Genomic DNA, 17,647 nt, shown 5'->3' with positions numbered 1-17,647 from the left:
AATTGCGGGACTAGCCGACACAGGACCAACGGAACCATCAACCTATGGACAGCAAAGTTCCCCACTTATTAGAGACTATTTTAAAGCGTAGCTGATCCCGCCAGGGTTCAGGCCACGATCGGATCAAGCTCAACTGAACCCTGGCGGGATCAGCTACATGCAGGTCGCCGGCAACCCCCGAGGGTTGTTTAAAACGGTTTCTTGGTAAACGCCACCATTGGTTGCCGATTCACATACGTAGGCCGTGTGGAGCTCTGCGTTCACTGAGAGGCATCCAGATTTCTGAAATTTCACCGAAACGTCCACACCACCGTGGGCTCTATTCCCAAAGGAGTCGCCCGCGGGGCGGCAAACGTGCTCTTGTGACTTGGTGAAGCAGATGCCTCAATCTTCGTTGGATACCTGTCCGTTAGATTCGCCACCTTCGATTCCGCAAGGCTCCGCCGACCAGCGTGAGCTCGAATCGAACGATCAATCGTATCTGGAATCGTTTTTGAACAGCTTCTTTCAAGAGAAGAACATTAAATGGATGCTGGTTGTCGGTGCTGCGATTGTGTTGGGATCGTCGTTGATGCTGGTCACCAAAGCCTGGCCGCAGTGGACGCCGGCACTGAAGTATCTGACGATTCTTGTTTACACCGGTACGATTTTCTTGGCAGCCGAAGTCTGCCGAAAACGCTTGCGGCTCAGCGCGACGTATCGCGTTCTGCACGCATTGACGTTGCTGCTGCTGCCGATCAGTTTTCTTTCACTGACTTGGGTTTCCTCTGGCACCGCCGTTCAAAATGGCTTGCACGCGATCCGCGATTTCGGGTTGCTGATCCCAGCGATCGGCCTGCTATGGTTTGCTTCGCGAACGATTCTGGATCATTGGCTTCGCGGGCGACAGACGACATTCTTGATCAGTTTTGTATTGCTGTGCATCGCCGGAGTCGTGCCGCCGATCACGTCGCCTGCGATTGCGGCAGCGTTTGCGGTTGGATGTTGGTTGGTCTTTACGATCGGCGTCATGAAGGTCAACCGACACACGTTTTGGTTGGCCGAGGAATACCAATTGCCACGCGTATTTGGATTCCTGCCAATTGCAATGCTGGGATCGCAGTTCGTTATCTTGATCGGCACCAAAGCCATCAACGCCGTGCCGATGCAGTGGATCGGATTCGCCGTCGTGATGGTCGCTGCGACTGTGTTGATGACTGCACGCACGGTCGCGGAAGTGTATCGTCGTCGCACCGGAGATTTAGTGCGCCCGCTGCCTTGGACAATTGCCGTTCCGATGTTTGGCGGAGTCGTGCTGACGGCACTTGGCGTTGTGCTTTCGATGAGTGGATTCTCGTATGTTGGGGAAACGACTTATGCGTTGATCCCCTCGGCGATTGTTGCCGCGTTCTTGTTTGGCATGGTTGCCAGAGACACGCGGCATCCGGGATTCGTTTGGATCACGTTGATCGTTGTCGCGATTGCCTATCAGTGTTCGCCGGTTTTGTTCAGCGATTTCGTTGCAACGGTACGATCAGCAACCGCAGACGCGATCCACCGCGATCGTGTTCCGTTTTCGATGTATGGCCTGACGTACCTGCCGCTGCTGGGAATCCTGGTCGCGTGTTCGCGACGATTCCAACTGCAGCAACGATTGGAGTTCAGCCGTCCGATCAAGCACTTCGTGACCGTGGTCGCGATCACGTTGTTCGGAATTGCTTTGACCGACATGACCTCGCTGTTTTTTGTCGCATCCGCAAATTGTGTCGCCTTTGTTGTGTTCGCGATCGCGTTTGCCGACCGCAGGTACCTCGTACCCTCGATCATTGGACTGGTTGCTGCATGGGCGGTTGCCATTCCAGTTGTGACTGAAATGGGTTACGCGTCGATTGATCTGTCCTGGATCGCAACGGGGTTGGCAGGGCTGGGCGTATTGCTGACAGTCAGCGAGTGGCCGGACCGATTGGCGAACAAGATTCCCGTCGGCGAAAACGGACGCTGGATGAGGCGTAGCGATGGGCGTGATCGCAAGTTTTATCAGTCAACTGGTTTTGCACTGACCACGTTGGTCGCGATCCATTGGATGTTGAGTAGCGTTGCGAAAACAGGACAGCCATTGACGATGGCGGCGATGGTCCAGTTTGCATTCTTGATCTTTGCACTGGTCATTTATGTGCTGCGAACACCGAACTACTTTGCGGCATTGGGTGGTTGGGTTTTAACCGGGTACGCCATCATTCGATGGGCGATTGGTTTGGATTTCCCGCTGGTTGATCTCGCTCACACAACGACGCTCGTGTTGATCGGGTGCTCGATGGCTGCGTACTTGATGGTTGCGTACTTGGTTGTCCAACGCGGGAACGTGGCTTCATCGTTTTCGCAACTGCGACGATCGTTGGGATTGGCGATCAATCCGCAAGACGACGCGACGTTGATCGCTGCACCGCTGGGGCCGGTGTCCAAGCGAATCGCTGTGTTTTTCTTGCCTTTGTTTGACTTGGCCGTGGCGGGGCTGTTGGTCTTGTTAGCGTGTTTGTACGGACCCAGCTTGCTGTTTCAACACGTTGCTTGGCTATTCAGTGGATCGGCACCGATGCTTGGATTCAGTTTGGTCGCAATCGCTGGTCTGGTGTGGATGTCGGTGGTTGCATGGCGTTTGCGTAACGTTCACCTGCAGGCCGCGGCAGCATGCACGCTGCCGATCGTTGTCACGTCCAGTTTGATTTCGCTGGGCGTTCAATTCTCCTTTGAATCGCTGTTGTTGGTGTGGGCGTCGGTTCAATGCTTACTGATGTTTGCATCTCGCTCCATTGAAAACCACACCATCCAGGATTCCCATTCGGTGCGTACCGTGGCCCAAGCGTGGTTGGTCGGATTGTTAGCGATCAGTTGTTTGTCGTTTGACTTGCCGATGCGTTGCGTGGCCATGCTTGCGATTGCATCACTGGCATGGCAGTACCGAAAACAGAGCAACCAAGGTCAAGTGTCGTTGGCAATCATCACCAACATTCAGTTGCTCTTGCTGGCGGCCGCACTGGGTGGTTGCCACGGATGGTTGATGCATGGATTTATGCCATCGATCAGCTTCGCCGCGGTCGCACCTGTCTTCTTGACCGGATGCGTCAGCGTGCTTGCGTTCGACTACTTGGCAGGCCGCTGGCAATGCACCGATTGCAAGTACTGGGCGTCTGTTTTGCGAGGCGGTGCGGCTGTGTTGATGGCGACCGCGTTTGTGGGGCCTCAGTTCGGCTTACTGATGATCTCGGCAATGACAGTGGGCATGGCAGTCTTAGCAGTCGCTGAAATCCTGCAAGCGATTAACCTATCGCAAGATACTGGGCAACAAGAAGAACGCCGCGTCTGGTCCGCATGTGCGTTGATCGGCATCGCGACGGGATTCTTGTTTGCACAAGGCGTGATTTCGATCGGTGCCGGCCTTAGCCAGTTTGTGTTGCTGGGTTTGTCGATCGCTGGATTGTCGATCGCACTGTTCGCCGAGCGAAACCAAAAGATTCAAATCCTGCAGCGTCCGATGTTGTGGATCGGGCTTTCGTTGCCAGCGATCGTCGCGTTTCTGGCGATCGGACGGGTCGTGTTGGGCATTTCAGGCACGTCGCCAGCACTTGGAGCATTGGCGTTGATGATCGCGGCGGGAATCTATTTCCACCAATCGTATGTCATGCATCGCGAGAAGTTCTGGGTGCCGGGATTGATCATTGCCAACGCGGGTCTGTTTTTGTCGTGGCGTTCGCTGGGCTGGACCGCACCGGAACTCTACTTGGTGCCGATCGGGATGTCGATTCTTGTATTCGTCGAACTGATGAAGCGTGAATTGCCAAAACCCGCACACGATCCTCTGCGATACATCGCTGCACTCACCATCCTGTGCTCGCCGCTGCTAGAAGTCGTCGGTGGCGATTGGATCCACATCCTGACGCTTTTGGTGTTGAGCGTGCTGGTGATTTTGGTCGCCATTGGGCTACGCATTCGATCGCTCGTCTACGCTGGTTCCGCATTTTTGTTTGCCGACTTGGTCGCCATGGTCATTCGATCGACCATTCACAACGTCAACCTGTTGTGGATCTGTGGCGTCGTGCTTGGCGTCGGCGTGATCGCACTGGCCGCGTTCTGTGAAAACCATCGCGGCAAACTGCTGACAAGAATCCGATTCGTGTCAGCCGAATTGGCGACCTGGAATTAATGATTCTGAACACCAGAATTTTTTACAGACTGACTTTAACCCCTGCCTTAACCTGAGGAACGAAACGATGAAATGGATCAATCAATTTAGCCTTGTGATGCGTTCGAGCGTGACGTCGTTAAAGGAGATGGTCGAAGATCCCGAGCGGATGCTTCACCAATTGTTAATCGACATGGAAGAGGAACTTGACCGGGTTCGTGGTAGCGTGGCGGAAGCAGTTGCCGATGAAATTCAACTGCGAAAACGCCACAAACGAGAACAACAGGATGTCGAAACTTGGTTACAACGGGCCACCGACGCGATGCAACGTGGTGACGAAACGGCAGCAAAATCGGCGCTGCAACAAAAGATGACGGCCCAGCAGCGATGCGATCAATACGGATCGGATCATGATCGTCAGAAAGTCGAAGTGGAAAAACTGCAACGCAGCGTGCATGAATTGGAAGACAAGATCCGACAGGCCAAGCACAAGAAGACACTACTGACGGCCAGGATGTCGCGAGCCGCATCGAGTCAGCGAATCAGCCAAGCACTCGACCGTTCGCACTCCAAGTCAGCGTTTGCACAATTCAACCGATTGGAGGCGAAAGTCGATCGGGAAGAAGCGATGAGCGAAGCGTGGGATCGGATGGAAGGCCGCGATCCCGATGCCGAAGAACTCGCCCGCGATTTCGAGCGACGTGAACGCGAGCAACAGTTGGCCGAAGAACTGGCAAAACTGAAATCAACGACCCAAAGTTGATTTGGCAGATGACCAAAATTGTCGCCACAATTCGTGACCTGATCGCCGCTTGGTATTACACCGATCGCATCCGCGTTTCACCCACCACCGGTCGCCTGCTGGCCTTGCAAGTCGGCGACCGGTTCGTGATCCGAGGCGAGTCGTACGAAGTGCTTCGGCGCGAGGTTGACGACACGACGAACGGAACAGTCCTAACCTATCAATTGGACGGTTCACAGGGAGGTTCACAGGGAGGATCACAGCGACGCAGCATTTTGACGGTGCAGCAAGACGGTAACGATGGCAACAGTGTCGGACAGTTGATCACGTCTGGCAAACACGATCCGAGAAGTATGTCTGTTTTCAATGACGACATTGCACTGATGCCCGGCGGGTTACCCAACGCCGTGAAGAGTTTTGGCCCCGGAAAACACGCGTTAGGAACGTACGAATTTTTATAGTCGCCTTTCGCTCGGGACGTCGCATCAGTTACTGCGCAATAGGCCCGGAGGGCCGGCAGCTCCCTGCCGGGTGCGCGAGCACCCGGATGGCTGCCCCACATCAATTCTCTGGCTCGGTTTCGCGGCGTAGCCGCGAAACCGAGCCAGAGAATTGATGTGGGGCAGCCATCCGGGTGCTCACGCACCCGGCAGGGAGCTGCCGGCCCTCCGGGCCTAACACGCAGTAACTGATGCAACGTCCCGAGCGAAACGCGACTCTAAAAAGTCGCACGCTTGTGTCGCATGATCTCAAAAACGGCGTAAGCCGATATCTGCTGCAACCCCAGACTTTTAGCGACCCAGGCTTGTCCGTCGTGACGCGTCAAGTGTCAACGATGCGGCCGACCGCTGGCGGCGGTTGGTCGTTGGTTGTCTTGGCCGACGTGTCATTGCCGTTTTCGCCGGAACGGGATTCTTCTGGGGCCTCTTCTGGGGCTTCCTCTGGGGCGGCGTTCTTGGCGGCATCGAAAGACTTTTGAGACGTTTCTTTGATCTCGGAAACAATCGATCGCTGTTGTTCGGTCAGCTCCGTACTCAACAATGCGGTCGTGTGAGCCGTCATCAATTCGGAAGTGTCCTTCATAATCGCAGTCAATCTTTCGGCTGCGGAACCATCGCCTGAGCTTTCAACTTGCTTTTCACCACGACCCTCAGAAAGTGAGGACTGCTGGATCGAAAATTGCTTTCGTTTGGTGGCGTGCCGAATCGTACGAATCAATTCTTTCGGAGTGACGCTGTTCTTATCTAAGAACTCCTGGGCACCTAACTCGATACCTTTCAGCGAAGTTTCTTCGTCGTTGACGCCTGTAAGAACTATCACGGGAACCGTCGGAATCAACGCCATCAACCGTTCAACACCGTTGAGCCCAACGCTGTCAGGTAGTCCTAGATCCAAAATCACAACGTGAAATGATTCCGACTGAATCGCGCGAATCGCATCGCGAAACTTCGTGACATGCCTCAGCTCAAACAGGCTCGGCTGCACCGTTTTCAACGCACGCTCAACCGCTTCGACGTCGTGAACGTCGTCCTCGATCAATAAAATAGATAGTTTTTCACCCACCAAGTCTGCCCTCAGTACGTGTGCCAACTTCTGCCACGGTCCGCTCGACCATCACTAATAACTGCCCTCCCAAAGAATACCACAATGACCATTGGTCTGGGACAACCTGTGTTTTTAGGGTAGTGGATCTTGTTAAAGATCCTTGCCGCGGGAGGATCTTTAACAGACGCGCCCGACAAAAGTAACCCGAAGCGTGAGCGAGGGACTCTCATCCGTCCCTTGCGTCATCACGCTCGACGCCCTTGCAAATCATCGTTACATCTTACGCGTTTCGAAGTTGCGTTTTTTTAGCCACGAAGTGGCGGCAGCACTTAGCCTGGGGCGTCAGCCCCAGGAAATCGAGTACCGCATTTCTGCAAAGCCCCGGAGGGGCGACACCGTGAAGGGTTTCTGGACTGTTTAACCGCGTGGGCATCGCCCCGCGCGTCCATGCGGGGCGAAACGCGCGGGGCGATGCCCACGCGGCTAAACGAACTAACACGTGTTTTCCGAGACCAAAACTCTTCACGGCGTAGGCTGACGCCCCAGGCTAGGTGCTATCGTGCCTCCGGCACTCTCGAAAAATACAACTTCAAAACGAACGCGCCGGTTTTTGAAGGAAACCATATTTTGCCTGTTCGGACTTTTGTCGGGCGCGTCTTAACAAGATCCACTATGTCCAACCCGAAGTTTTAGCTGTGACAAACCACTAGTGGCCCATGTCAGCTCAATCTTCGGGTAGCGGAACTCGCCAAGAGTTTCGGCTACGAGGGGGACGCCGAAAGTCTACGCGACTTCCGCTACCTCCTAACCGGAGTTTTAGCTGTGACAAACCGCTAGTGGCCCATGTCAGCTAAAAGTTAGGGCCGTATTGAGCAGACCGAAATACGGCAAAGTACAGATAACGTGAGAATCGAATGCTTCACAGCGTTCCCCGCCAGGGTTCAGTCAGTGTGGCCTGAACCCTGGCGGGATCAGCTACAACAGGCAGCTCGAATTCTTGATCGTGACGCACCGCTAGCTTGCCTGGATCAGCCGCATCGCCAAGTTGTCAATCTTTGACGCAACCAATCTTCGATCAAACTTTGCAATTTGGTTTCTGCAAACATCTGAACAAAGCCTTCGTTCGTCTTTGTTCAGACATAGCAGCGCGATCGCGTCTTCGGTGGTTCGGTACAAGCATTCACTTGGCACCCATTCGGGATAGCTGAGGCGATCGGGAACCACGGGAACCGCACCGGCATGCATGGCTTCGCAGACCGCGATTCCAAAGAATTCATGATCGGCGGTCGAAACAACGAAGTCCATCTTGGTAAGCCAGTGCCAGTAGTCATCAGCGGTTTCCGCAAAACCATCGTACAGAATTCGGTGGCCATGACTTCGTCGAATTTGTTCAAGCGGTTCAAGTGACGCAGCTTTTGGATCGGCTGGACGAGCACCTAGCAGGACCAGTCGGAAATCATGGCTAAGGTGATCGAGTTGCTGAAGTAATTCCGCGAACCGCTGGGGACACTTGTCGTTTTCCCAACGCGAAACCCAACCAATCACTGGGACTTCACCGGCGCTTCGCGATGGCAAAAAGCTCGGCGGATCAAACCCAGGTGGAATGACCCAAGACTTTGCTTTTAAGGCCAGCCAATCATGCGCCGATTTGGAATCCGGCATCTTCCGCACAAACTGCTCGCTGGCACCTAAGAAAGTGTCGCGATGAAAACAAGAATTGAAAACGCAAGCATCTGATGCGATCGCTGACAACAAATTGGTGTATCCAAAATGGTGATCAACTCGCGAACCCGGTGCGGTTGGATACGTCCATTGGCTTTCGTGAAAGTAGTTGATGACGGGGATGTCGGCGAATCGCTTGTCGTTGAGAAGTCCTCGCCAAGTCGGCAGATCTAACATGTCGGTGCAGAACACTAGGTCCGGGTAACCATGTTTCGCGACGTGTTGTTGCGTCATGTCGGCCATCGTCAACGCCGATGACCGCATCCGCCATTTCCAGTGGACTGGCTTGCCGGCCAGAACCGTCCAATCGTTATCACTGCCGCCAATCAGACCTCGCAAGAACGACCGGTGCGACCCACCGTCAAAGGCATTGATGGCCAAGATCTGGTAACGCGGCGACGCTTCTGAATTCACGATCGACCATAACGATCGTTGAAACAAGCCAGGTGCGTTGCCGCAACCGCAGCCCGTCCACTCTGGCCTGCCGCGGCGGCTAGTCGGGCAATGTTTTGCAACAGGCCCTCGTAAGCTCGCATCGGTGCAGCTCCCAGATCCCAACCGGCGCGAACCAAGCAATCATGGGCGGCCGCAAAGTCGCCTTGTTCTTCCATTGCCGACGAACGGTTCGTCCAATAATCGGTTACCGCTTGCCCGCGATCGTCAATCGCCGGCGAAGAGTACAGTCGCAGAAGCGAACGCTGGTGGTCGTCAAAATGTGGCAGGGAGTGATCGGTGGATAATTCAATTAATTGGCTGGAAGCGTATTTAGCATTTTCGGTCTGCTGCCAATCATGCCGCAACCGGACGCTCTGATCAGAGAAATTCGATCCGAGCAATGCTTGGCCAAAACGGTCGATCGCTAAGCCAAAGTCGCCGCGATTGTGTGCCGCGATTGCCGCAACGTTCCAGGTCCACGACAACGATTCCAGTTCACTGCAACGACCACCGATGGTTCGCAGTACAATCGATTCTGCTTTTGCAAAATCGGGCTGTCCCGATTCAGGGAACAACGCATGCTCGACCAATTCAAATCGGACCGCGGCGGTAGCGATGTCGTGTTCTAAAAGTTTTTCTGCCAACACGTCCGCAGTTTTGTTTTGATCTTTGTTTTGTTCGATCGCAATTTTGATTTCAATGGGCAACCGCGATAATGCCCACTGCACCAAGGGGTCTTTTTTGCGGTCGTTCAAATCAGGACTGCATCGTTCTTCGGCTGGTACCGCATGGCGGTGATGCGGGCCGGGAAGATGCGTGTTAACAGCATCAAAGATGATCGCTTCGGGTAACCGCTTGCCCCAAGGAATCCAATCGCCGCCACCGTGATACCAATGCACGAATTCGGTGATGGTGCTGTTTGAGCCAACCCTGGCGCAAAGGTAGTCGCCGGCATCGTTGCCGATCATCGGAATCATGTCGCAAGACATCAGTGCCGGCCAAATCGGCTCGGGCGCATCGGCCAGTAATTCGGCTGGATGAATCGGCGCAGAGAATTCGCCCAGGCCGCGATTGAGAAACTGTTCGCTATCGAACCAATCAATCAGGCAATCGGTCAATCTAATCTGATACCGATCGGCCAATCGTGATGACCAACGCTCAAGCGACGAAAGAGACGGCCTTGGATTGGAATCGGACAAGATCGTTTGTGAACTAGCGCTAGAAGGGAAGCTGGAGGGATTTTGTAGCTGGCCCAGCGACGGGAAATCCCGCTGCCTGATCCCGTTGCCTCATCCCTTTTCCCCTAACTTATCGGCTCGAGATCAATCGTGTAAAGGCGAGCGAGTTTCTCTGGGAAAACGACGCCCTGATCTCGCATCAGTCGCAAAAGGGAGCGTTCTTGAGACGTTCGAGGGTTTTGTGATCCGCCAGGCAGTTGACTGATCGCGTCGATCGCGGCCAATTGAAGTGGTTTTAAGCCCTGTTGTGCCGCTTGATCAGCAGCTTTTTCAAGCAACATCTTCGCCCGTTCTGCAAGCTTTGCATCTGCGAGCTCACCGTCTGCGAGCTTAACGTCCGAACGACTCGACGACTGCAACGCAAGCAGCAACCCTTCGTAGAAATCGGCTAAGGCAATTGCTTGCGGCAGCTTTTCTAGTCGCAGGTGTTTGATTCGGGACAACACCTCCGTCTTCCAGTTCAGCGAATTCTGCTCTTTCATTTGATGTAAAGCAGCCAGCGCGGACAGCGATTTCTGGATAACGCGAATGAACTGCATCTGAAATCGTTTCAACGATTTTTCAAGCAACTCACAGCGATGCCAAGCATCGGCAAACCGACCTTCATACCAGCGGACATGGATCTCGGCCATTTGGTCCAGCACATCGACGCACTCAATATGACCAACCACGGCATGCGAGCGGACCTCTTTACACCGATATCGATTCAACGCATCCGCTCGATCCCCCGCCAAAAACGCGCCCGCGCCATAGCCACCACACGTAACCATTTGCTGATGCAAATCGTTCCGCCGAATCGAATCCTCGATCATCAGATCCGATTCATAAACCATCTTGGACCAGTTTCCGAGATTCCAATCAGCCCACAATCCAATCCAATGGGTATGGGCGATTTCAAAACTGTGTTGCCCCTGTTGCTCTCGATAGGCAGCCAGGGCTAAGTCCAATGGTTCATCGATTTCGTTCCAGCGGCACGACATTGCGTGAGCACAAACCAGACCTGACCAGACGTCACCGCGCGAACGAATGCTGTGGATCTCCGGAAGATGATCGACCATTTGCGCCAGCCTTTCTTCGCTGTCCTGCCGGACGCGGCCAGGCTGGTAACAACCAAAAACCGATTCGCCGACGGCAACATGAAGACGCTGTTCGTCGGTTCCCAATTCTTTCACCAACCCCGCCGCCGTCACATTCAGTTCGGCGCTGTAGAGTGCGTAGAACATGCTAAGCGGACGAGCGAGTTGGTTGCAAAGGTTCAGACGTCGCCGATTGGCACGCTGGGTTTCAGTTAATTCATCATCGCACAGGCAGTCGGTTCCGATACCAAAACGTTGTGCAACTGCAGCGAAGGAATTGCCTTTGTCATCATTCCGCTGCATCCATTTCAGTCGAGCCATACCGATTGCGAGCGATGCGTACGTTTTGATTGCTGGCTTGGGCAACGGCAGGTTTAAATGAGTTGCCAATTCAGCGAGCTGTTGTCGCACGATCGAAAAACGACCGCTTTGAATATTCAAAATCACGGCCAATTCTTGGTATCGCCGTCGTTCTTGGCCGGCCGTCAGATCTGCTAATTCGAGATAACACTTTGCGGCCAACGATGGTTGGTCGGCTTCGTGGTATGCCTTGGCTGCCAAGCCTAGCAGGTGCGTTTTCTCGTCACCTTCGGTGTGATCGGCTGCTTTTTTGTACCAGCGTCCGGATTCGGTTTTCGCGACCAGCAACTCGGCTTTCTCGGCCGCAAGAATCGCAAAATGAACCGCTTGCCGCGGTCGGTCCGCGGCAAACAAGTGGCCGGCAATCCGTGTTGCATGAGAAGGGTCATCGCTGCTGATTAGCAGATTTGCCCAATCCAAATGTGCCTTGCGTTTTTCAGATTCACTTAGTCCCGCAATCAATTGATCGGCGACTCGATCGTGAAAGATTGAAATGCACTCGCCACCGGTCGCTTCGTCAACAATCAAACGGCCACGATGAAGCTGTGAAATGACAGCGTCCACGGCGTCGCCAAGACCAGACAGCTTGGCAAGTTGTGCGGTGGAAACTTTGCCACCGGCTGCCACCAACGGCAGCAAGCGTTTTGCTTCGTCGCTCATGACGCCAGCCCGCCTGCGCCAAAACCGGTCGATCACCGCATAGGAACTCGACGGATCCGCGGGATCGACATCGCTTAGGAATTCGCTGCGAGCCTGTTCGCTTGACAGTAATCCACCAGGACAAAACTCTTCGGCAACCTCCTGCAATCGGAACGGGCTACCATCACAGGCGGCCGACAATGCCAGAAGCTCGCTTGGGTCGACCACAAGGTCATTACGATCAGCGGCAAGCTGCAACACTTGCACGCCTTGTTCGATGTTTAATTTCTTCAGTTGGATCCATTGATCGGCGGGCACTTTTTGTCGCTGCTGATCCCGACGCGAAAGGGTCAGCATTCCCAAGCCGTTGCCAGCTTCGTCCGAGTTTCGCAAATGGTCCAAAACATTCAGGCTGTCGCGGTCGGCCCACTGCGTATCATCGATCAATAGAAACAGTGGCCCAAGATCCCGCAGCCGATCGCAAATCGCAATCGCGGCGTCCAACGCTTCGTGACGAGTGGGGATGGCATCGATGTCGGATGAATCATCTTGAGGTTCCTCGACATGATGCACGCGATTTTTCGTGATCGTTTCTGGTCGTATCGCTGACGTTACAATCGTGCCCATCACGGGAAACGACTGGCAAATCACTCGTGCACTGACGTAATCCAATTTAATCGGATCGCGGTCGGATTGGCCGTAACGATGTGCGATCAAGTCGCATATTTGCATGAACGCCTGCAGCGGCGCGTCCTCGCGTGCCCGACAGCGACCAAAAAACACTTGCCCCCATCGCTGGGATTCGATGTAGCGGATCGCCTCTTCGATAAGCCTGGTTTTACCAATCCCAGAAACACCGCTGATGTGTAAACGAGACACCTTTCCATCGAAAATATCGTCAACCCAGGCTTTGATCATTTCCAGTTCGCGTGACCGGCCGACCAGGACGTCTTCCTCGGGCCAATCAATCACGTGCCCCGGCGGCATCCCCAGCCGAGCAATTCGCATGGCCGTGGGACGTTCGCTGGGATGCCGGTCCAGCATCGACACGCAAGCATCGTGAATCAAATCTGGCACCAGCGTTGTCAATTCAACCAACGATTCTCGCAATTCATTTGCGTTGCCCTGAATATCAGAATCAAGAACCTCCGGTGCATCGACCAGATCCAGTGCATTGGGGTCCAGCGCATTGGGGTCCGGTGTACTGATCTCCAGTTCATTAGGATCCAGTTCATTAGGATCCGGTGTACTGGGCTCCAGTGCATTGGGCTGCCACTGCGTTTCACTTGCCAACAGATTCAGCGATTCGGTGAAAACGACGCCCAGTGCAAAGATGTCACCCGATGGCAGATAACGTTTGCTCCAGATGACTTCTGGCGCATAGTATCGCGGTGTTCCAACGCGGCTGCCGAATTGAATTCCGTCGATCCAGCCGTCCATCTCAAATTGTTGATCGATGTGGAAATGATCGACCAACCCAAAGTCGATGATCTTTCCACGACCGTTGCTATCGACCATCAAGTTATGAGGCTTGATGTCGCGATGAACCAAACCGTTTGCGTGCATGACGGCCAGGCCTGTGCCGAAGTCGCGAAGCAAACCAGCCAGAATGTCGAAAGCTTCTTGCTTGGGCATTTTCATCAACTGTTTCATTTTGCGGGCAAAGGTCACACCAGAGACCTCTTCCATTGCCAAGCAAGTCTGATCGCCAAACTGATAGATCTGATCAACCTTGACCAAGTTCGGATGATCGATCGACATCATTCGCCGGAACCCGTGTCGGTTCTGCAGCACGTCGTCTTGATTGTTCAGACGTAAAATCTTGATCGCATTCTGGTGGCCGGTTTGTTGATCGGTAGCTCGATAAACAAAACCACTGCTGCCGTAGCCCAAAAGATGCTCGACGACAAAGTGCCCGACCTCGTCGCCTATTTGCACAGGCGGATCATACCGACGCTGCGAGCAAACCGTTTCCTTTGCGCCTTGCCATCGAACGGGTGTCGGTCGATCCGAGTCGTAGAACTCTGCGCCGAGGGAATCGTGGTAATCAGGCATCTAGCGATCTGGAACAAAAGACTCATGACTTCAATCCGTACTAACATGGGTACGAAGCGGTGCCAGTATAAGAGCCGAGGTGTCCTCGGTTAATGCTAAAGATCACAAAACATCCAAGAGTTCACAGAATGGTGGTGTTTCTTAACGCAGTGAAGGGTTGCCAAATTGTTTAACGGCATGGGCATCCCCCGCGCGCTGTGGGACCGCACGACGCGCGGGGCGATGCCCAACGCGGTTAAACAAATTTACACTTGTTTTCCGGGACCAATACTCTTCAGGGCGCTGGGTGCTTCTGCGGTCTACCGATCAAACATTGTCGCTGTCCAGATCAGCGACCCCATCTTTAATTCGACGGTCGGTGGATCGATTCGCAGCACAGTGATTTGGCCGACTTGATCACCAACAGCAAGCGATTTGATACCATGATTCGTCTTTAGCAAAACCTTGGATTCACCTGACGGAATACTAGAAGTCCCGTTCACTGACATTCCGCCGGACTGAACATTTGCAAACCCCATGACCTGAATCTCGGCCACCGAGGTGCTGGTCGGTGCAGCGGTACTGGTGTCCACGTCGGACGGATAAACAAAAGGATTCTCGCGGTCCGGGTAAAGCGGTTTAAAAGAATGGGCCGCGGAAAGAGAATCATCACCGCTTCCGGTGTTCACCCGACCACCCTGATTGTCGATGGACTGCGAAAATGAATCAGACAGGTCGCTGTTACCTTGCACCAATCCCGCGTCAGAATTGCGATTAACGACTTGAGTCAGCGAATCAAGCGTTTCTGGATCAATCCCGCAACCGGAAGCGAAAAGAAGAAACCCAAGAGTGGCGGGCAGCGCGATGGGCAGTTTTGGGCAGCAAGATCGGTGCATTGAATCGCAGTTTTTTCGCCATGTCGGAAGATTCTCTGATACCCTTTTCGGCATCGCAAGCTCCCCTAGGCCGCTCGTAGGTCGATGGCAGCATTCCTAACGATTGCACCGGTTTCTCCATCGAAGCATTTTGCAAGGTTTGCGGCTTGGTACTACACAAACGTACGTGCATGTAAATTTCCAGCAATTATCATTGGGGCGGAAATTCGTGCTTGAGAACCGTTTCCTGGTTCACCAGTGGGTTCATTGCCTTGCTGAATCCGCGATCTCACGTCACTTTTTCGCTCTCACGCTATTCAATTCCCTGTACTGGGGCACTCAAAACGTGCCCATTGATTCACTATGAAGATCTGTTGCATTGGTGCTGGTTACGTCGGCGGTCCCACGATGGCGATGATTGCCAAGCAGTGTCCTGATATTCCCGTTCACGTTGTCGATCTCAATCAAGCTCGCATCGACGCCTGGAATTCCGACAACTTGCCCATCTACGAGCCTGGCCTGGATGAAGTGGTCAAGGAAGCTCGCGGTCGCAATTTGACCTTTTCGACCAACGTTGACGAAGCGATTGCCGAAGCCGACATGATCTTTATCTCGGTCAACACGCCGACCAAAACGTTCGGAATTGGTGCAGGCCGGGCTGCCAACTTGGAGTTCATCGAAAAGTGTGCACGCCAAATCGCGAAGGTTTCCAAAGGACACAAAATTGTTGTTGAGAAATCGACGCTGCCCGTCCGAACAGCCGAAGCGGTGAAGCGGATCCTGTCCAGCTCGGGCAACGGAGCCACCTTTGATGTGCTCAGCAATCCAGAGTTCTTGGCCGAGGGTACCGCAGTCGAAGATCTGCTGGATCCCGACCGAGTTTTGATCGGTGGTGAATCACCGGAGTCAATCAAAGCACTGTGCGACGTTTACGCTCACTGGATTGATCGCGATCGGATTTTGACAACCAATCTGTGGAGCAGTGAGTTGTCGAAACTGACCGCCAATGCATTTTTGGCTCAGCGGGTTTCGTCAATCAATGCGATTTCTGCATTGTGCGAAGCGACCGGTGCGGATGTTGACGAAGTCGCACGAGCGATCGGAACCGACTCTCGCATCGGACCAAAGTTCTTAAAAGCGTCGATCGGTTTTGGTGGCAGTTGTTTCCAAAAAGATATCCTAAACCTCGTCTACCTGTGCGAGCACTTTGGGCTGCGCGAAGTCGCTGCGTATTGGGAACAAGTGGTCATCATGAACGATCACCAAAAGCAACGCTTCAGCGAACGGATCGTCAAGACTCTGTTCAATACGGTCAGCGACAAGAAAATTGCCGTCTGGGGATTCGCGTTCAAGAAAGACACCAACGATACACGTGAATCAGCGGCAATCTATGTCTGCCGCGACCTGCTTCGCGAACGAGCACGTTTGACGATCTATGATCCCCAGGTGCCCGAGAAATCAATTCGCGCCGAATTGACGGCGGCCTGCAGTGACATGCAGGGACAAATCAGCGAAAACGACAAGCGGCTAATCGAGCAAAACGTGACTGTGGTTTCTGATTGCTACGAAGCGTCCAAGGATGCCCACGCCATCGCTGTTTTGACAGAATGGGATGAATTCAAGGAACTGGATTTTGATCGAATCTTCCAAGCGATGCAGCAACCCGCGTTCGTCTTTGATGGTCGTAATTTATTGGATCATCAGAAATTGTCGAAAGTCGGTTTCGAACTTCACGCGATTGGAAAATGCCGCTGAGCCATTTAGCTGCCCTATTAAAGCTGAGCCATTGAGCTGAATTGATCCGCAGACGTGAATCGTTGGCCGGTTGTCGCGAGTGTCGCTGCCAGCGGATTTCGGTGTACAATTTGGTTCGCGCGACTCACCAATCCAAACGATTCAAACTTAAATCAGTTTTATGAAACGACGTCAATTTATGACCGCACTTGGTGCCGCCGCTGGCGGTGCCACCGCGTCGATTTCGGTTCCAAACTGGCTGCATGCAATGGACCCTGACAACCGGTATCGCCAACAAATCGGCATCCAGCTTTACACTCTGCGAAACGAAATCAAACAGGATGTAAAGGCGACCCTAAAAGCAGTTGCCGAAGCTGGGTTTTATCAAGTCGAACCCTATGGGTTTCCGAATTGCCGTCCGATGATCGAAGCTGCCAGCGAGTTTGGTTTAAAACTAAACTCGTCGCACTTCAATAGCGATTCCATCGTCAACAATGATACTGGCGATGATGACGCATTCGACACAGTGCTCGAAAAAGCGAATGACGTCGGGCTGTCGCACTTGGTCATCCCCTACCTGCCCGACACTTTCCGCACATCACTGGATGACTACAAACGCGTTTGCGAAAATTGCAATCGTGCGGCCGAGAAGGCGAAGGATGCCGGAATTCAATTGAGCTATCACAACCATGCGTTTGAGTTCAAGCCGATCGGTAAAGAAGAGGATGCCGAGCCCAACTGCGGCTACGAAATCATGATCAACGAATTTTCGCCGGACATGAAGTTCGAGGTCGATGTTTTTTGGGTGGTCGTCGGTGGCGAAGATCCGGCGGAACTAATCAATCGGTTGGGTTCGCGTGTGTCGCAATTGCACTTGAAGGATTTGAATAAGGCAACCAAGTTACCAAGCTACGACGGCGTTTCAGTCGACGCGTTCGAGGAAATCGGTGACGGCATCATCGACATGGAACCGATCATCGAGGCGGCGGAAAAAGCTGGCGTCGAACATTGCCACATCGAACAAGATCAGTCGCCCGATGCACTGGCAAGCGTCCAGCAGAGCATCGCTTACCTGAAGTCGATGTAAC

At 53.5% G+C, this 17,647-nt stretch carries 10 protein-coding genes; 5 read left to right on the top strand and 5 right to left on the bottom strand.

Annotation, left to right across the window (positions count from 1 at the left end; translation table 11 throughout):
* The first annotated feature begins 379 nt into the window (after window positions 1-379).
* The 3 genes from RC85_RS00645 to RC85_RS00635 all read left to right on the top strand — a co-directional run bounded on the left by RC85_RS00645 (window position 380) and on the right by RC85_RS00635 (window position 5,362).
* Window positions 380-4,180 carry a hypothetical protein gene (locus tag RC85_RS00645; RefSeq protein WP_068257929.1) on the top strand — a complete coding sequence of 1,267 codons (3,801 nt, stop codon included), beginning with the start codon at window positions 380-382 and terminating at the stop codon, window positions 4,178-4,180.
* A 67-nt stretch (window positions 4,181-4,247) separates the two neighbouring features.
* Window positions 4,248-4,922, top strand: coding sequence for a PspA/IM30 family protein (locus tag RC85_RS00640; protein WP_068257928.1), 675 nt, complete (start codon window positions 4,248-4,250; stop codon window positions 4,920-4,922).
* 8 nt (window positions 4,923-4,930) lie between these two features.
* Window positions 4,931-5,362 (top strand): hypothetical protein, encoded by a 432-nt coding sequence (locus tag RC85_RS00635; RefSeq protein WP_149752918.1) that lies wholly within the window; start codon window positions 4,931-4,933, stop codon window positions 5,360-5,362.
* 361 nt (window positions 5,363-5,723) lie between these two features.
* On the opposite strand, the gene RC85_RS00630 is transcribed toward RC85_RS00635, so the two are convergent.
* The 5 genes from RC85_RS00630 to RC85_RS00610 form a co-directional block, all read right to left on the bottom strand.
* Entirely contained in the window at window positions 5,724-6,464 is a 741-nt protein-coding gene (locus RC85_RS00630) for a response regulator (protein WP_160148230.1), read from the bottom strand.
* 996 nt (window positions 6,465-7,460) lie between these two features.
* The gene (locus RC85_RS00625; RefSeq protein ID WP_068257925.1) at window positions 7,461-8,582 is read right to left on the bottom strand and encodes a tRNA-queuosine alpha-mannosyltransferase domain-containing protein; all 1,122 of its coding nucleotides are present in this window, start codon (window positions 8,580-8,582) and stop codon (window positions 7,461-7,463) included.
* On the bottom strand, window positions 8,579-9,802 hold the full coding sequence (locus RC85_RS27365) for a hypothetical protein (RefSeq protein ID WP_068257924.1): 1,224 nt from the start codon (window positions 9,800-9,802) through the stop codon (window positions 8,579-8,581). Before RC85_RS27365 ends, RC85_RS00625 begins: the two co-directional genes overlap by 4 nt.
* A 104-nt stretch (window positions 9,803-9,906) precedes the next feature.
* Window positions 9,907-13,971 (bottom strand): serine/threonine-protein kinase, encoded by a 4,065-nt coding sequence (locus RC85_RS00615; RefSeq protein ID WP_068257923.1) that lies wholly within the window; start codon window positions 13,969-13,971, stop codon window positions 9,907-9,909.
* A 299-nt stretch (window positions 13,972-14,270) separates the two neighbouring features.
* The gene (locus RC85_RS00610; protein WP_068257922.1) at window positions 14,271-14,846 is read right to left on the bottom strand and encodes a hypothetical protein; all 576 of its coding nucleotides are present in this window, start codon (window positions 14,844-14,846) and stop codon (window positions 14,271-14,273) included.
* Window positions 14,847-15,188: 342 nt separating this feature from the next.
* On the opposite strand from RC85_RS00610, the gene RC85_RS00605 reads away from it, so the two are divergent.
* The gene (locus RC85_RS00605) at window positions 15,189-16,580 is read left to right on the top strand and encodes a UDP-glucose 6-dehydrogenase (protein WP_068257921.1); all 1,392 of its coding nucleotides are present in this window, start codon (window positions 15,189-15,191) and stop codon (window positions 16,578-16,580) included.
* A 160-nt stretch (window positions 16,581-16,740) separates the two neighbouring features.
* The gene (locus tag RC85_RS00600; RefSeq protein ID WP_068257920.1) at window positions 16,741-17,646 is read left to right on the top strand and encodes a sugar phosphate isomerase/epimerase family protein; all 906 of its coding nucleotides are present in this window, start codon (window positions 16,741-16,743) and stop codon (window positions 17,644-17,646) included.
* Window position 17,647 lies beyond the last annotated feature (1 nt).

Source organism: Rubripirellula obstinata, from assembly GCF_001642955.1.
GTDB classification, from domain to species: Bacteria; Planctomycetota; Planctomycetia; order Pirellulales; family Pirellulaceae; genus Rubripirellula; species Rubripirellula obstinata.
This window is presented reverse-complemented; position numbering and strand designations above follow the sequence as displayed.